The organism is Okeania sp., from assembly GCF_983059655.1.
The window spans coordinates 1-16,072 of record NZ_CEZPJD010000091.1 but is presented as its reverse complement, the minus strand read 5'-3'; the positions used below and the strand labels follow the sequence as shown (position 1 = coordinate 16,072).

At 35.8% G+C, this 16,072-nt stretch carries 12 protein-coding genes and 2 pseudogenes; 8 read left to right on the top strand and 6 right to left on the bottom strand.

The features are described from left to right. Positions 1–45: 45 nt before the first annotated feature. A complete protein-coding gene (locus AC3DU7_RS08065; RefSeq protein WP_488038835.1) occupies positions 46–585 on the bottom strand; it encodes a hypothetical protein in 540 nt (179 codons plus the stop codon). Between the two features lie 386 nt (positions 586–971). Next, positions 972–2,357, bottom strand: coding sequence for a hypothetical protein (locus AC3DU7_RS08060; protein WP_488038834.1), 1,386 nt, complete (start codon positions 2,355–2,357; stop codon positions 972–974). Between the two features lie 43 nt (positions 2,358–2,400). Between AC3DU7_RS08060 and AC3DU7_RS08055 the strand changes: the two genes are divergently transcribed. From AC3DU7_RS08055 to AC3DU7_RS08035, 5 genes are all read left to right on the top strand, one after another. Continuing rightward, positions 2,401–3,246, top strand: coding sequence for a tRNA (5-methylaminomethyl-2-thiouridine)(34)-methyltransferase MnmD (locus AC3DU7_RS08055; RefSeq protein WP_488038833.1), 846 nt, complete (start codon positions 2,401–2,403; stop codon positions 3,244–3,246). A gap of 467 nt (positions 3,247–3,713) precedes the next feature. Beyond that, entirely contained in the window at positions 3,714–5,117 is a 1,404-nt protein-coding gene (gene glmU, locus AC3DU7_RS08050; protein WP_488038832.1) for a bifunctional UDP-N-acetylglucosamine diphosphorylase/glucosamine-1-phosphate N-acetyltransferase GlmU, read from the top strand. Positions 5,118–5,761: 644 nt separating this feature from the next. Then, positions 5,762–6,760, top strand: a complete 999-nt coding sequence (locus AC3DU7_RS08045) for a zinc-dependent alcohol dehydrogenase family protein (RefSeq protein ID WP_488038831.1) — start codon at positions 5,762–5,764, stop codon at positions 6,758–6,760. Between the two features lie 9 nt (positions 6,761–6,769). Next, on the top strand, positions 6,770–6,955 hold the full coding sequence (locus tag AC3DU7_RS08040; protein ID WP_488038830.1) for a hypothetical protein: 186 nt from the start codon (positions 6,770–6,772) through the stop codon (positions 6,953–6,955). 53 nt (positions 6,956–7,008) lie between these two features. Beyond that, the gene (locus AC3DU7_RS08035) at positions 7,009–8,091 is read left to right on the top strand and encodes an RNA-guided endonuclease InsQ/TnpB family protein (RefSeq protein ID WP_488038829.1); all 1,083 of its coding nucleotides are present in this window, start codon (positions 7,009–7,011) and stop codon (positions 8,089–8,091) included. 346 nt (positions 8,092–8,437) lie between these two features. Here AC3DU7_RS08035 and AC3DU7_RS08030 read toward each other — a convergent pair whose 3' ends face one another. Further along, positions 8,438–9,070: a GUN4 domain-containing protein gene (locus tag AC3DU7_RS08030; RefSeq protein ID WP_488038828.1), complete on the bottom strand. Its 633-nt coding sequence runs from the start codon at positions 9,068–9,070 to the stop codon at positions 8,438–8,440. Positions 9,071–9,262: 192 nt separating this feature from the next. Further along, positions 9,263–10,279 carry a gamma-glutamylcyclotransferase family protein gene (locus AC3DU7_RS08025; RefSeq protein ID WP_488038827.1) on the bottom strand — a complete coding sequence of 339 codons (1,017 nt, stop codon included), beginning with the start codon at positions 10,277–10,279 and terminating at the stop codon, positions 9,263–9,265. Positions 10,280–10,424: 145 nt separating this feature from the next. Between AC3DU7_RS08025 and AC3DU7_RS08020 the strand changes: the two are divergent. Next, positions 10,425–11,145 (top strand): annotated as a pseudogene (locus AC3DU7_RS08020) (winged helix-turn-helix domain-containing protein); the annotation flags it as partial. A gap of 328 nt (positions 11,146–11,473) precedes the next feature. Here the strand turns inward: AC3DU7_RS08020 and AC3DU7_RS08015 are convergent. Further along, a complete protein-coding gene (locus tag AC3DU7_RS08015; protein ID WP_488038826.1) occupies positions 11,474–13,021 on the bottom strand; it encodes a helix-hairpin-helix domain-containing protein in 1,548 nt (515 codons plus the stop codon). 298 nt (positions 13,022–13,319) lie between these two features. Here AC3DU7_RS08015 and AC3DU7_RS08010 point away from each other — a divergent pair, with 298 nt between their 5' ends. Further along, positions 13,320–13,514 (top strand): hypothetical protein, encoded by a 195-nt coding sequence (locus tag AC3DU7_RS08010; RefSeq protein WP_488038825.1) that lies wholly within the window; start codon positions 13,320–13,322, stop codon positions 13,512–13,514. Positions 13,515–13,696: 182 nt separating this feature from the next. Then, on the top strand, positions 13,697–13,891 hold the full coding sequence (locus tag AC3DU7_RS08005) for a hypothetical protein (RefSeq protein ID WP_488038825.1): 195 nt from the start codon (positions 13,697–13,699) through the stop codon (positions 13,889–13,891). Between the two features lie 274 nt (positions 13,892–14,165). Here the strand turns inward: AC3DU7_RS08005 and AC3DU7_RS08000 are convergent. Next, positions 14,166–16,072 (bottom strand): annotated as a pseudogene (locus AC3DU7_RS08000) (hypothetical protein); the annotation flags it as partial.

The window sequence follows — 16,072 nt, the reverse complement described above, 5'->3', positions numbered from 1 at the left end:
CCTGTTCCCTGCTCCCAGATCCGGTGTTCCTTCAAACCTAAAATTTTATACCTCATAACAACGGAAAATGCTGTAACTATTGATAGTTTGTGGCGATCGCTTCACTGACATTTTACTGATAAAAACAAATACTGCCATTAACAAGATTACTACAACTATCCCTAGGGTTATCTGACTCATTATGAGATGATTCCAATTTCTATTTTTGATAGTATTAATGTTTGATTTTGAATCAAATCTATAATGTTGACGATCATCAACATTATGCCAAATCAAACTAGATGAATAATTTAATTCTAAATCAAACTCCTGACTCCAAATTGCATAATCATCACTGTATCTTTTAATTAGTAATTTAACTCTTTTAATTGACTCAGGAGCTAATTCTATTAATTGATGTCTAACTATCTCTACGATATAACTTCTGTCTGGTAATTTTTCAGATTCTAAGAGTATGTGTAACCATCCATTTACTGCACTAACTTTTGCATTAATGCCTTGAGGATGTAACGTTCCATTTAATAGGGTAGCAATGGATTTAGAATTTCCCTGTTTAGCAAGCTCGATAAATCGATATTGAACCATAATTAATTACCTCTGAATAATAGGTTGAATACTTAAACTTTGTCGGAAGGAAGCCAGAAGGGAACAAAAGACTAGAAGGAAGAAAGTTTTTTGGTTGCTGATTATCCGGACATGATATAAATAGCAAATATTTGTTTTTGTCTTTTTTTTTGGTTTAAGCTGTTGTGCATTTAAACCACTTATTTGTTGTGTACCTAATATAAAGTACAATCCCTATTACTTCTGACTTATGACTTCGCGCCTTCTGACTTGCTAAGGCGCATTTGAAATGCGTCTTAGCTTAATACCCCACTGTCTATAGTGTGTTTACAATTAGTTGGGGTTTGAGTCCCTATCTACTTTTTTCAGTTTCAGTCCTTCTTTCTTATTCCTTCTTCCTTCTTCAACTACTTTTTAATTTTCGCTACTCTAATTGCATAGTCAGCATAGCCTTGATACTCTATGATTTTTTTTCTAGCTTGTTGATATTTAGGATGAGATGCTGGGACTATTTTCATTAATTCTGTTGCGTCTTGCCACTGACTTGCTACTGCTTCCCATTCTATTTTATTCTGGGCAGACTGAGCCATTTCTGCTGCATTTATAGCTCTATTAACTGCTAGTTTAAACGGGTCTGGTGGTGGTAATACAAGAGTTGTATTTGGGATGGGTGAAGATTTTTCTGTTGGGGAATATACAGGTGTAGGTTTAGTGTTTAATTCTTCAATTTCTAGGTTTTCGGAGTAAACTTTTTTGGCTATTGGTGAGGGGATTTCCTGAACTATAACTACAGGATTTTCAGACATTAATTGCCATTGAGAAAATTCATATACCCCTAATATAAGTAAAGGAATAATCAGTAATACCAAAATATTGTTTTTGATTGTTTTCTGGATTTTTTGTAAGTAATTACTTTTTTCTATTTGATGAACTGGCTTAACTTTTTTTTTATCCAATACTGATTGAGGTTTATTTGTGATTTTAGTTCCAGAATAGGTGCTAGTTTTTGCCAATTCATTCTCTGTTTTATCTTTTTCTTTTTGCTTAAATACCCCGCCGTCTACACGGTGTTTACAATTGCTTGGAGTTTGAGTCCCCATCCACTTTTTCCTCCTCTCTGGGGGGTAAGGGGGGATGCCTTCTTCCTTCTTCTTTCTTCCTTCTTCAATCAAATTAATCTGAGGTTGTTTGAGGTGTTTTGTATTTTTTATAGTAGGACTATATATTTTGTTAAATACCAAAAAACTTTTAGATAAAAATTCAAACTGATATAATTTAGCTGCTACAATTAGCCAAACACTAATAAATACAAATAAAAGTAACCGTTCGATAGATGTTTCAGGATATAAAAATTGACTTTTTTCTAAAATTGCAATTTGATAATTTAGGTTAAACCAAGGCAAAATCAATGTATATATTAAAGTTGCTGCCAGAGTACTAATAATAATTGTCAACCAACTATATAAAGCTTTCCACCAACTTGTAATTGGCGGGAATAAGAAAAAACTATACCGATAACTTCGATCAAATATTTTTCGGAAAATATGAAAAATCAAAATTAAATAATGGTGTAAAAAAGCAAAAGCAGGAATCAGAAAAAACAGAAAAATAATACTCAAACAAATGAATAACTCTAAACTTCCTCCTAGTTGTTGCCAAAAATATATTCCCAGTTTTAAATCCTTAATTATGGCAACTAAAATAGTTAGAAAATAAACCATAATTAAAGCCTTTAACCAAGAACTAGGATAAGGAAACCAAGGAGGTAAGTATAATTTTTTCTGTTTATTCATTTAGATAACTATTTCAGAGGAAAAATTGATAAATCACAAATTCATGCCACAACCAACAGCAGATGGCTCTTTTACTTTTTTTTCACCCGAATTTGGTGAAACTTTTCACTCTCATTTTGGCGCTCAACAAGAAGCAGAATTTAAGTTTGTTTACCCAGTTCAACTATTATCTAGAGTACATCAACCCGTGGTGTGCCTACTTGACGTTTGTTATGGACTAGGATATAACACAGCTTCTGCTTTAGCGGCCATCTGGAAAATTAATCCTGGTTGTAAAATTCAATTGGTGGGCCTAGAATTAGACCCAGAAGTACCAAAAGCAGCGATCGCTACAGGTCTTCTAGATAATTGGCCTAAACCTGTGCCAGAATTATTAGCTACTCTGGCTAATACCCATCAATTACAAACAGAAAAAATTCAAGCCAAACTGCTGATCGGGGACGCTAGAATAACTATTCAAGAACTAAAGAACTCTGGTTTCCAAGCTGATGCTATATTTCTCGACCCCTTTTCTCCACCCAGTTGTCCTCAACTTTGGACCGTAGAATTTTTGCGCTTAGTAAGTAGCTTTCTTAAACCTGATGGTCATCTAGCAACATATTCCTGTTCTGCGACAGTCAGAACAGCATTAATTGAAGCTCATTTAAAAATTGGTTCTACTGCACCAGTGGGCAGGCGATCGCCAGGAACAGTGGCCAGTTTTACTGAAGAATATTTACCCCCATTGTCCCAAAAAGAAAAAGAACATTTACTAACTCGCGCTAGTATTCCCTACCGAGACCCCCACTTATCAGACTCAGCGGAAATTATTGTGCATCGTCGCCAGTTAGAACAACAAAAATCTTCCCTAGAACCTACATCTCATTGGAAAAAACGTTGGTTTTTATAGTATAAGTCAAAAGTCAAAATTCAAAAGTCAAAAGTAAGATTTGATGAAACTATAGCAGTGCTTGAGGGGTATATTCACAAATTGCAGAGACTACCCAGTATTTAAAAGTCAAAAGTCAAAAGTTAAAAATAAAAAGTAAGATTTTATGAAAAAAAGCAGTGCTTGAAGGGTATATTTACAAATTGCAGGGACTATCCAGTATTTGAAAGTCAAAAGTCAAAAGTTAAAAGTCAAAATTCAAAAGTCAAAAGTAAGATTTTATGACACTACAGCAATGAGCGCTGGTATATTGACAAATTGTAGAGACTATCCAATAGCTAAAAGTTTTATATTATTAGGTTGTTTATTTTCCCTGTTGCCTGTTGCCTGTTGCCTGTTGCCTGCGCACAGCGCTATATGAGAGTATGGATATTATAGATTCGGTAATGTAACGTTTCTTATTCAATAAGAACATAATCTCAAAAATCATGGTAGCGGTAGCAATTTTAGCGGCTGGACGTGGCACCAGAATGAAGTCTGACCTACCCAAGGTATTACACCAGTTAGGTTCTTGTACCTTAGTTGAACGGGTCTTGAAAAGTTGTGTTTCTATTCAACCATCGAGAATAATTATTATAGTTGGTTATCGTGGAGACCTTGTACAAGAGTCTCTTCTTAATACTGAAAATCAAGACGATAACTTACCCACCCCGGAATTTGTAGAGCAAAGGGAACAATTAGGAACTGGTCATGCCGTTCAACAATTATTACCCAGTCTTGAAGGATTTTCTGAAGACCTTCTAGTTTTAAATGGGGATGTACCATTATTACGGCCAGAAACTCTGAAGAATTTAATTGACACTCACAAAGAAAATCAAAATGCAGCCACCATCTTGACTGCAAATTTACCTAATCCCAAAGGTTACGGTAGAATATTCTGTGATACAAATAATATCGTTACGCAAATAGTAGAAGACCGAGACTGTACGGCAGCTCAGAAACAAAACCACCGAGTAAATGCTGGAGTCTACTGTTTTAACTGGCCCGCTTTAGCAGAGATTTTACCAAAACTCACTACAAATAATGACCAACAAGAGTATTACATAACAGATACAGTTAATTTTCTCAGCCCTGTTATGGCAGTTGATGTGAATGACTATCAAGAAATTGTTGGTATTAACAACCGTAAACACTTGGCTACAGCTTATGACATTCTGCAAACGCGGGTTAAAGATGATTGGATGAATGCCGGAGTAACTTTGATAGACCCCAATAGTATAACTATTGATGATACAGTTTTGTTACAACGGGATGTGATTATTGAACCACAAACTCATATTCGGGGTCGAAGTATCATAGGTGCTGGTAGTCGCATTGGGCCAGGAAGTTTGATTGAAAATAGTCAGATCGGTAAAAATGTATCTATTTTGTATTCGGTGATTTCTGATAGTACGGTTGCCGATCGTACTCGTATTGGCCCTTATGCACATCTACGAGGAGATTCTCAAGTGGGGTCTCACTGCCGAATTGGTAATTTTGTAGAATTGAAAAAAGCTCAGGTGGGCGATCGGACTAATGCAGCTCATTTATCTTATTTAGGGGATGCGACTTTGGGAGAAAAGGTAAATGTTGGTGCAGGTACAATTATTGCTAATTATGATGGGGTGAAAAAACATCATACTGAAATTGGCGATCGCTCTAAAACTGGTGCAAATAGTGTATTGGTTGCTCCTGTTACTTTGGGGGAAGATGTGACGGTGGCAGCAGGTTCGGTAGTCACAAAGAATGTGGAAGATGATAGTTTGGTTATTGCTCGCTCCCGACAACTTACGAGAAAAGGTTGGCGGTTGAAACAGTCTGATGAGAAGAAGGAAGAAGGAAGAATTCATTAATTGATAATGGATAATGGATAATTGATAATTACCTCGGGTTTTAACCGCTCTTGATTGAATATAAGGAGATATTATTTCTTTTCTCTTGGTCGATTGGATATGGCGAGGAGACCCGCTCTGATCAGAGCCGCTCCGAAGATCGCCATCCCACCCTTCGGGAAACTGCGCTTTTTCCTAGGTCATGTTCCGCAAACATGTCGCGTAGCGTTAACGTAGTTATGCGCCAGCAAAACGACCGCTGTCTTGGTCGATTGGATATGGCGAGGAGACCTCGCCATCCCTCGACCGCTTTTTCCCCTTAAAAGGGGAGGCTTTAAACCAGAATTATTTAATAATTAATAATTAATAATTAATCATTAATAATTCGGTAAAAATAGGGAAGAAGGAAAAGGGAAGGACAAAAAAATCTTGCGTTGTCTGAATTTTACAGCACTTTTGAATATAGTGAGGTACAGTTATAAAACTATTCTTATATTTCCTGTTCCCTGTTCCCTGTTCCCTGTTCCCTGTTCCCTGTTCCCTGTTCCCTAGAGCCATAAAACCTTTGTACCTCATCAACTCGAAAACTGCTGTAAGTTTTTGATATGTCTGCACCCTTCCTTCGACTGCTATTTTTTTCAAGGTTTAGTTAAGGAGATAATTTTGTGAGAGCTTTTGAAATTCAGGAATTTGGTAATTTAGTTTTAACAGAAAAACCACAACCACAACCAAAATTTGGAGAAGTTTTAGTTAGGGTAAAAGCAGTCTCCGTTAACTATCGAGATATTTTAATGGTTAAAGGTCTTTACAACCCTCATCTACGTTTGCCTGTTATTCCCTGTTCGGATGGAGTGGGAGAAGTTGTGTCCGTAGGAGAAGGTGTTACTAAATTTCAACCTGGAGACAGAGTTGCGAGTATTTTTATGCAGAAATGGCGATCGGGTAATTTAACTCGGGAGGCATTTAAGTCTGCTTTGGGTGGTGAAGTTGATGGAATGTTGGCAGAGTATGTAGTGTTGTCTGAAGATGGTTTAGTAAATATTCCGTCTCACTTATCTGATACAGAGGCAGCAACTTTACCTTGCGCTGGAGTAACAGCTTGGCACGCTTTAATGGAAGCAGGTTTAAAACCAGGGGAAACAGTGTTAGTGATGGGGACAGGTGGAGTTTCTTTGTTTGCTTTACAGTTTGCTGTGATGGCAGGAGCAAGGGCGATCGCAACTTCGAGTAGTGATGAAAAGTTGGAGAGGGTGAAGCAGTTAGGTGCATCTGATGTAATTAATTATAAGTCTGTACCGAAGTGGGAAAAACAGGTATTGGCGTTAACTGACGGAGTGGGAGTTGATTATATTGTGGAAGTTGGTGGAGCAAATACTTTGAGTAAGTCTTTAAAAGCAATCAAAATGGGGGGGCAAATTAGTTTAATAGGTGTATTAGCAGGAGCGCAAGCAGAATTTAATCCTTTACCTGCGGTGATGAAAGGAGTCCGGATACAAGGAATTTTTGTCGGTTCGCGCCAAATGTTTGAGGCAATGAATAAGTCCATAAATGTTAATAAATTGCATCCTGTATGCGATCGCATATTTCCATTTGAGTCAGCTCCAGAAGCACTAAGTTATGTGGAAACAGGTTCCCATTTTGGTAAAGTTACGATTAAATTTTAGGAGATAAAAATGAAAGCATTGGTATTAGAAAAACCAGGAACTCCTGATAGTTTACTTATGGCAGAAATGCCTTTGCCACAACCAGAAGTAGGAGAAATCAGGGTAAAAGTCCATGCAGTAGGATTAAACCCTGTTGACTATAAAGTGGCTGCTTCTGGGTCTTCCAGGTGGAGCATTGACTTAATCAGAGAATAACGATATAATACGTTTAAAAGCATACTATTTAGACTGGCTGCGCTCACGCATACATGAAATCCATTAGAACAAAGCTCAAACTTAATAATAAACAGAAAACTCTGATGGCTCAACACGCGGGCTACTCTCGATGGTGCTATAACTGGGGTTTAAGTTTGTGGAATGCTGCATACATTGATGGTTACAAACCCAATGCTCGTAAGCTTAGAGAAGTATTTACTAATCACACAAAACCACTTTATCCTTGGATGAAAAACTTGTCATCTAAAGTTTATCAATATGCTTTCATTAACTTGGGTGAAGCATTTAAGAGGTTCTTCCAAGGGTTGGGTAAACGCCCAAAATTTAAGAAGAAGGGTAAATCTGATTCTTTCACAATTGATAATTGTGGAGATCCAATAGAATTAAACGGATGGAGTCACAAGTTACCTTTTATTGGTATTGTCAAAACTTATGAACCTATTGAGGCAACAGTAAAAAAAATAACTATTAGCAGGCAAGCAGGAGATTGGTATATTAGCTTTAGCTTTGAATTTCATCCTCACACCATACCCAAAAAAACTGATGTTATCGGTGTAGATTTAGGTGTAAAAACCTTAGCTACTTTAAGTGATGGCAAGGTGTTTCCTAGTATCAAACCATATAGAAAAGCTGAGAAAAAACTGACTAAGTTGCAACGTCAAGTTAGTAGAAAAGTCAAGTATTCAAATAATTGGTACAAAGCTGTAATCAAGTTAGCCAAGCAGCATAGACGAGTAGCTAATATCCGCAAAGATGCACTTGATAAACTGACAACTTACTTAGCTAAGAACCACGGCAGTGTTGTCATTGAAGATTTGAATGTGTCTGGAATGCTAGCCAACCATAGGCTAGCTAAGTCAATTGCAGACCAAGGGTTTTATGAGTTTCGGAGACAGCTTAAATACAAGTGCCAATGGTACGGAAGTGAATTAGTAGTAGTAGATAGATTCTTTCCATCATCAAAGACTTGTTCTAACTGTGGTCATGTTCAAGACATGCCCTTGCATCTGAGAACTTATGAGTGCAAGAAGTGTGGGTTTTCAATAGATCGAGATTTAAACGCAAGTATAAATTTGAGAGATGCGGTCGGCTCGACCGTGAATGCCTGTGGATGAGTAACCGCCGACGGCCTCAGTAGAAGCAGGAAGTAAACCTCAATTTGTCACGCTATGTGACGCTTTGTATCAGTTTTATAGAGCAGTTATCCATTTATTTTGGGGTTAGATGTGGCGGGAGTTATCGTTTAAAAGGCCGTCATGTCCGGGGTAAAATAGTTGCTCAAGTTGCAGAATAAAGTGTATTAGAGAAAAAAATACCTTTATAATATCATATCCTGATAATAGCGCGAGGAAAAAAAATCAAGCTCAATATTTCAAGCCTTTGACTTTCCTGCGGAATGCTGCGCAAACAGGCAGAGATACTGATAACTGATAACTGATAACTGAAATTACTCCTGACTCCTTAGAGATTACATTCTTGAACCTTAGAATATAATATCCGACGCAAACGTTTAGTAATCATAAATTCTGGAATATTCACAGTAGCATCTAGCTCTCTTAAGGCTATTGGCAAATGACCTTTAGGAGCATTTTCCGAAAAATTTAACTGCTGATATTCTTTCCATTTTCTGGCTTTTCTCCAACCTAATTGGTCACCGAATAATTGGTAACTTTGTGGGTCGTATGCTTCCAAGTTATTGCCAGTTTCTAAGTAAATTGACATTTGAATACTAAGACCAAATTTATCTTCAGAATATTCCCGCCAGAGTCGATCTATATTGCTGATTTCTTCACAAGAAATTTTTTCTTTTATTGCTCTTGTATTGATACCTCCTCCTCTCTTTCTTTGAGTTAAAGTTAAAATCAGATCGTATGTTTCTTCGTCTGCTTCTTGCCATTTATTATCTGCTAATAAGTTTTCTAACTTAGAATAAGGAGAATTCTCTGGCTCTGATGAAGCAATAGCTTGAGATTGAGAAATTTCTGATTTATTATTGGTTAATATTTCTAAATTATTAGAATTTGCTAATGATGGGAGTCCGGCGAAAAAAATACATAAAAAAATAGTTAAATTTTTGAATTTATACTTAATCATAAATTAACCTCCAAATTATTCATCATCATATTCTATAATTTATTCAATATATAGTAATCCTATTTAATTAAAATTTTATAGGAAATATATTAGAATTATGAAGATAACTCCCAAGTATTTAGACTAAAATCAACCTCTATCTCATAGGAGGACTAAGTTATGACAAAAATCATCATACATTTCTCAAATTGACTAACTTATTAAAGTCAAATAATCTTTCCACAAATGAAAATTAGTAGTCCCACCAAGTAAAAATACACCTCCTCCTTCTATTCTTGATTGCCTCAATAAATCACACGCATTTGCGATAACATAATCTAAACAATCTCGATCTCCTAATAATACATCTTGTTCAGTTTCATATAATGATACTCCTTCATTTCGCAAACATCTTCTTGCATAAAATACTGTCATATCTTGTCCTAATATTTGTTCAATCCATGCCCTCGATCCAATGGCAAATCCTTGATTGGGATTACACATAAATACTAAACCACAAATACTGCTAATAATAGGTTTTATAAGTTCTCCATTTTCATTAAAAACTTGGTCTGATGATAAATTTTTAAGTTCTAATTCTTTGGTAGTATAAATTTTTGCCTTAATCTTTTTTAACTCTTCATTCGATAATTTAGTCCAAGGTATTGTAGCAACTTTTTGATTTTTTAAATATTCGATCCACTCCGAATCTAAATTACATTCTTTAGCACCATAAATTAGAGTTTTTAAATATCTTTTAGAAGGTGGTAATCCCTCTTCAATTGTAATACCTGGGAATTGAATTTTTTCTCTGTAAGCTATATATGTTAGAGCAGTAATAGTCGTAGTTGAATCATAGGGCAAAACTCGTACAATTTCTTCTTGATATACTTGACCTTTACCTTCTAATCCATCAATTACTGCTTTACATTCTGGTGACATTTCATATAAACAACCATGTACAGTAGAATTTTTTTTATAAACTAAATTAGCGTAACTTGGATCGACATTATTCGTCGGCACATATAAATTAAATTTCAATTCAAAATCTTTTAATATAGCTGGTTGAGAATGTACAATCAATAAATTAGGTTTTGTATTGTATTTCTCCTTTGTTTGAGGATTTAATGATAATTTGAATTCTAGCAATGATTTAGATAAATTGGAACCATAGGCAAAGTATTTTACATTAGAAGTAGAGCTGGGAAATTGTTCTGATTTTTGTTGCATATAACCTCAATTAGTGAGTAGTTAGTAATTTTCATTTTATCAATTTTTTTTGAGTTAAGTTAAACTACTAATGTAATATAGCAATCCTAAATTGGTCGCAACAGATATAATATTAAGAATAAAATATCCATTCAAAATACAAAAAATGAATCTTATATATGAACTAGATGATTTTATCAATCAAAAAAAAGAACCCAAAGAAATAAAAATAGCCTTGGCAGTAAAAATGATTTTGTCGGGACAATCTTACCATAAATTCAAAGAATTATTAAATGTTTATCACAGTTTTATTAGCGAATGGAAAAACCTTGCACTGTTTCATGATGTAGAAAGTTTAAGGCTTCAGTATCAAGGTAGATAAGGTTACTTAAAAGCTGAAGAAAAAGAGAAAACAATTGAGTGGTTGAGGGCACAAGATTATCTGAGGTTATCAGATTTACGCGCACTATTTACGGAAGCAATATGATGTGGTTTTTGAGTCTAATCAAAGTTATTATAACTTATTCAAAGAAGCAGGAATAAGTTGGAAAAAAACTCAAAAAAAGAATCCAGCTAAAAATGATGAATTAGTGAAAGCTAAAAAAGCGGTCGGGGGATGGCGAGGAGACCTCGCCATATCCAATCGACCAAGAGAAAAGAAATAGAGGAATTGTTGGCTAAATGGCGACCAGAAATAGAAACTGGAAACCTGACAGTATTTATGATTGACGAATGTCACCTGTTATGCGGAGACCTCTTAAGCTATACTTGGGGTAGAACAGATCAAAGAATAGAAATTCCCATTAAAAATGAAAAGGAAAGATAAACTTGTTATGGAGCATGATTATTATCAAACCAAGGAATTTATTGTGCAAGAATATAGAACCCATTTGGTATCTTTTCTTGAAATATAAAAGCTTCAGGGAAGCTGTTTTAAGGAGCCTAACAACTATAAGGGTTCAGGAAACCGAAAAATCATGAAAAAGGACTACCAGAATCATCAAACCCAGATGGGTTCTATAGGCGATATAGCTGCCGCTAGGCTCCGCCAACGCATTTCTCAGATTAGAAAATATTCCCTCTCTGGCAAATATGGCAACTATTATTTACGTTCGCGGAGCGTGGCGTCAGCCGTATCGCTCTTCTGTTAATTCCTTTGGTTGGTCTTGGCAACTATAAATCATTGCCTACCCCATCATATTAAGTGGATACATCTTAGTAACTAATAATCTTTACCTCAAGTCCTATAGCCTTAAAACTATTAATAGTTTTCTCCCCATCTTCTACCCAAAATTGCCGACCGAATTCTACAGACTTTTGTTCTTTATCATCAAATATTAATGCTCCTATTGCTACCTTTGCTTTTTCCCGATCGCCAGAAGATTGTTCTTCAACAATAGCTTTAATTTGTTCAAATAAAGAATCATTTTCAGGAATAATATTTACTGGTATTTGCAAGATAATTATTTGTCTTTGTTTAGCAGAACCATTTTCAGTTATTAATAATTCAGCGTCTTTTTTCGGAAGATTTTTTTGACTCTCTAATTGCTCAACTGGTTTTTCTACTTCTACAATAGATTGGTCAATGTCTCTCTCTTCATCTGTTGATTCATTTTGATAATTATCTAATTCTGTAAATGGTTTTTCCTGTTGTTCAACTGCTTCTGCCATTACCTTTTCTACTGCTTCTGCACTATCTACTAATAACTGACTTTCATCATCCTTCTTATCAACTTTTCCAGTCAATACTAAAAGAGAACTTTCTGTCAGTAAATCTTTAATTTCTTCATATATTTTGGGGAAAACTACTGCATCTACTTGCCCAGTCATATCTTCTACTTGCAGAAATGCCATGCGATCGCCTTTTTTTGTAATATGAGGCTTAATTCCAGCTAACATTACTAACAATTTTATAACTGACTTAGATTTTTTTTCCTTCATTTGAGCGATAGAAATAGCATCCTGAATTTGATTTTGTTCCTGTGCATATTTGAGAGGATGGTCAGATACATAAAATCCTATAATTTCTTTTTCATACTGCAATTTTTCTTTGGCTGGAAAATCTGAAACAGGTGAAGATTTAGGAGCAGAATCAAAAGCTGGCATTGTTGCTTCTGCCACATCAAATAAATTTAATTGTCCCATATCCCGGTCTTTATTTCTATCTTGTGCCCATTTCATTACACCTTCTAAATCTTTAATTAATTGGTGACGATTTAGTTCAATTTTATCGAAAGCTCCACATTTAATTAAAGATTCTAAAGTACGACTATTAAGAGCATTAAGATTAACACGGTCACATAAATCTGCTAAAGATTTAAACTCACCTCCTTCTTTTCGTGCTTTTAAAATTGCTTCTATTGCTCCATCTCCCACATTTTTTACTGCGGATAATCCAAATAAAATTTTATCTTTTACTTCTCCTGTAGCTACTTTTGGCAAAGGAGTAAAATCTACTTCTGAGCGATTAATATTTGGTGGTTCAACTTCAATATTAAATTTTTGACAATTAGCAATATATTTCTGTACTTTATCTTGGTCGCCACTATTAGCAGTAATTAGAGCTGCCATATATTCGACTGGATAATTAGCTTTTAAATAGGCAGTTTGATAAGCAACATAAGCATAAGCAGTCGAATGAGACTTGTTAAAACAGTTAGAAGCAACTAACCCATTTGCTAAGACAAAGTTATGGTCTTTTTTTACACCAATATCGTAAACTTTTTCTGTTTTTGCCAACTTGCGAGAAACAATTTTTACCACTACTATTGCTCCTTTTTAAAAGTCAAGAATTCAAACTAAATAGAACTTATTTGGTATCTTTGATATTAACATTCGCGATGTAGCTGCCGCTTTGGCGGAGCCTAGCGTTTAACACAATACTATCTTTTGTGTTGAATAAAAAATCATGCGTATATGCGAGTAACCCCCAATAACATTTATAATATCAGAAAAATTGTGAGGATGCAACGGAAAATCCTTTAACGCGCCGTTTTCGGAGCTTCAGAGAATGAAAAAATTTGTGGTTTCCCACTGAGGAGTGATGGAAGGAAAGATGTAATTGAGGGAAAACAAGCATTTATGGGAAGCTTCACAAGATGAAAACTTTTCTGGTATTGCTCCTGGGAAAAATTCCTCAATATTTAAATCTCTTAAGTCATTAGTTAAGAGGCGATCGCTCTCTAACTCTAAACCTCGCTACTTTTACATTGATTTTCCTTTCTACAACCTGAGCGATCGGCCTGGAAACTACTAACTATTTTTTGTGTTGAATAAAAAATCATGCGTATAGGCGAGTAACCCCCAATAACATTTATGATATCAGAAAAATTGTGAGGATGCAACGGAAAATCCTTTGACGCGCCGATTTTTCAGAAGCTTCAGAGAATGAAAATGTTAGTAGTTTTCTGCTGAAGAGTGATGGAAGGAAAGATGTAATTGAGGGAAAACAAGCATTTATGGGAAGCTTCACAAGATGAAAACTTTTCTGGTATTGCTCCTGGGAAAAATTCCTCAATATTTAAATCTCTTAAGTCATTAGTTAAGAGGCGATCGCTCTCTAACTCTAAACCTCGCTACTTTTACATTGATTTTCCTTTCTACAACCTGAGCGATCGGCCTGGAAACTACTAACTATTTTTTGTGTTGAATAAAAAATCATGCGTATAGGCGAGTAACCCCCAATAACATTTATGATATCAGAAAAATTGTGAGGATGCAACGGAAAATCCTTTGACGCGCCGATTTTTCAGAAGCTTCAGAGAATGAAAATGTTAGTAGTTTTCTGCTGAAGAGTGATGGAAGGAAAGATGTAATTGAGGGAAAACAAGTATTTATGGGGGCTGAACAAAATAAAAATATTTCTGATATAGCTCCCAGAAAAAAATCCTGAATCTTTTGATTATGTTTATTTCTTCCTTCTTCCTTCTTCCCTCTTCAAATCCAAATTACGCTCAAAAATTTCATCAATAGGTAGCATTTGACCATCTTCAGTCATAAACTTATGTTCTGGTGTTGCTCGAATAACTGTTCCATCTTCCAGACTATATTCATAAACTTCCTGCATACCTCGATTATGCCATTGAGCGATTGGTTGTGTATAAATATATCCATTTTTATCTACCGTATAGACAGTACATTCAATCTGTTCTTCTACAATTTTACCAATAGGAATAGCGCCATATTCTAAAGTCATAATTTCTGTCTCATAAGCCAAACAATATTCAGCGAACTTAATCATCTGTTCAAACAAATCTTGTGCCACCCCGGAACTAACACCTCTTTGAGTCGCACCATCAATAAATATTTCTCGGTGCTTTTCCATTTCCGAGACCTTCTTTTTACCCATGCAGTTGTGAACTATAAAATCATTGGCAATGAAGTTATGAGTTTCGGGAATTGTCAAATCAAAAACTTCTTCTTTGCCAATATATTCTATAGAAGTAATCTCATCCCAAAACACTTCAGAATTAGGGATTAGGGAGTAGCGGTGCGACCCCGCATCGGCGTCAGACGCAAGCGGTCGGACCCCGCGCCGCCGACAGGCGCAAGCGGTCGGAACCCGCGTCGGTGTCAGACGCAAGCGGTCGGACCCCGCGCCGCCGACAGGCGCAAGGGAACGCCGACCAAGAGAGGGAACGCCGACCAAGAGAGGGAACGCCGACCAAGAGAGGGAATGCGCACCAAGAGAGGGAGTAGGGAGTACGGAGTAAGGAGTAGTAATTAAATAACAACTTTTGAGTTCTGACTTCTGACTTCTGACTTCATTTTGACTACTATGATTAATCGGAATTTTCTTTGGTAAACCTAAGCGATCGCCTCTGGAAAAATCTTTTAAAGGTTTCCATCCTAAAACTGTATAAAAAAGGTGGTTGTTTGTAGCTCTAATTTTCCTATTTGTACGAGTGGTAATTTCCCAAACATCTCGGACACCATTAGGATGAATTTCTGTTATTGGTTGTTGCACAATTTTTTGAATTTTGGTATCTAAAGAAAAAACTTTTCGACCCAACCAATACTCAGGTTTAGCAGCTATTTCTTTCAAACTAACCAAGTTGCCTGTTGCTGCATCTATTATTTTTGTGGAACCACTCAAACAACGGCGTAATAAATCTGCTTCTCCTAAAGAATATCCTGCCAAATCTTGAGCCATTTTCATAATTTGCTCTTGGTAACAATTATGAACAACTACTCCTTCTGCTAGAAAGTATGGTGAGTTTTGGTCTTCCATTTCTAAATCAAAACATTCCGCTTTTCCTGCTTCTTCCACAGAGACAACATAAACAAGTCTGACATCCTGTAAATGAGTTTTTTCGTATATTTCTTGGTTAGACTCTTCCCAATTTTCTAGCTTCGTTATATCTGAGGAATTTGTATTTTTAAATAAGGTTCGTTTTGAAACAGAAGACTTCAGATTTTTCCGACTCGAAGTATCTATGTGAGAAATAGAATTTTCTGAAGGAGTTGCTAAAGAGAAAGAGGTAATCTCTAGATGGCTTTCCCTAAATTTTTCCCCATTTTCTGACTTTGGTCTATCTAAGAAATTTGTCGGTTTAAATAAAGTACCTTTTTCCAGGGAAGACTTCAGATTTTTCCGACTCGAAGTATCTATGTGAGAAATAGAATTTTCTGAAGGAGTTGCTAAAGAGAAAGAGGTAATCTCTAGATGGCTTTCCCTAAATTTTTCCCCATTTTCTGACTTTGGTCTATCTAAGAAATTTGTCGGTTTAAATAAAGTACCTTTTTCCAGGGAAGACTCCAGATTTTTCCGACTCGAAGTATCTGTCTGAGAAATAGAATTTTCTGAAGGAGTTG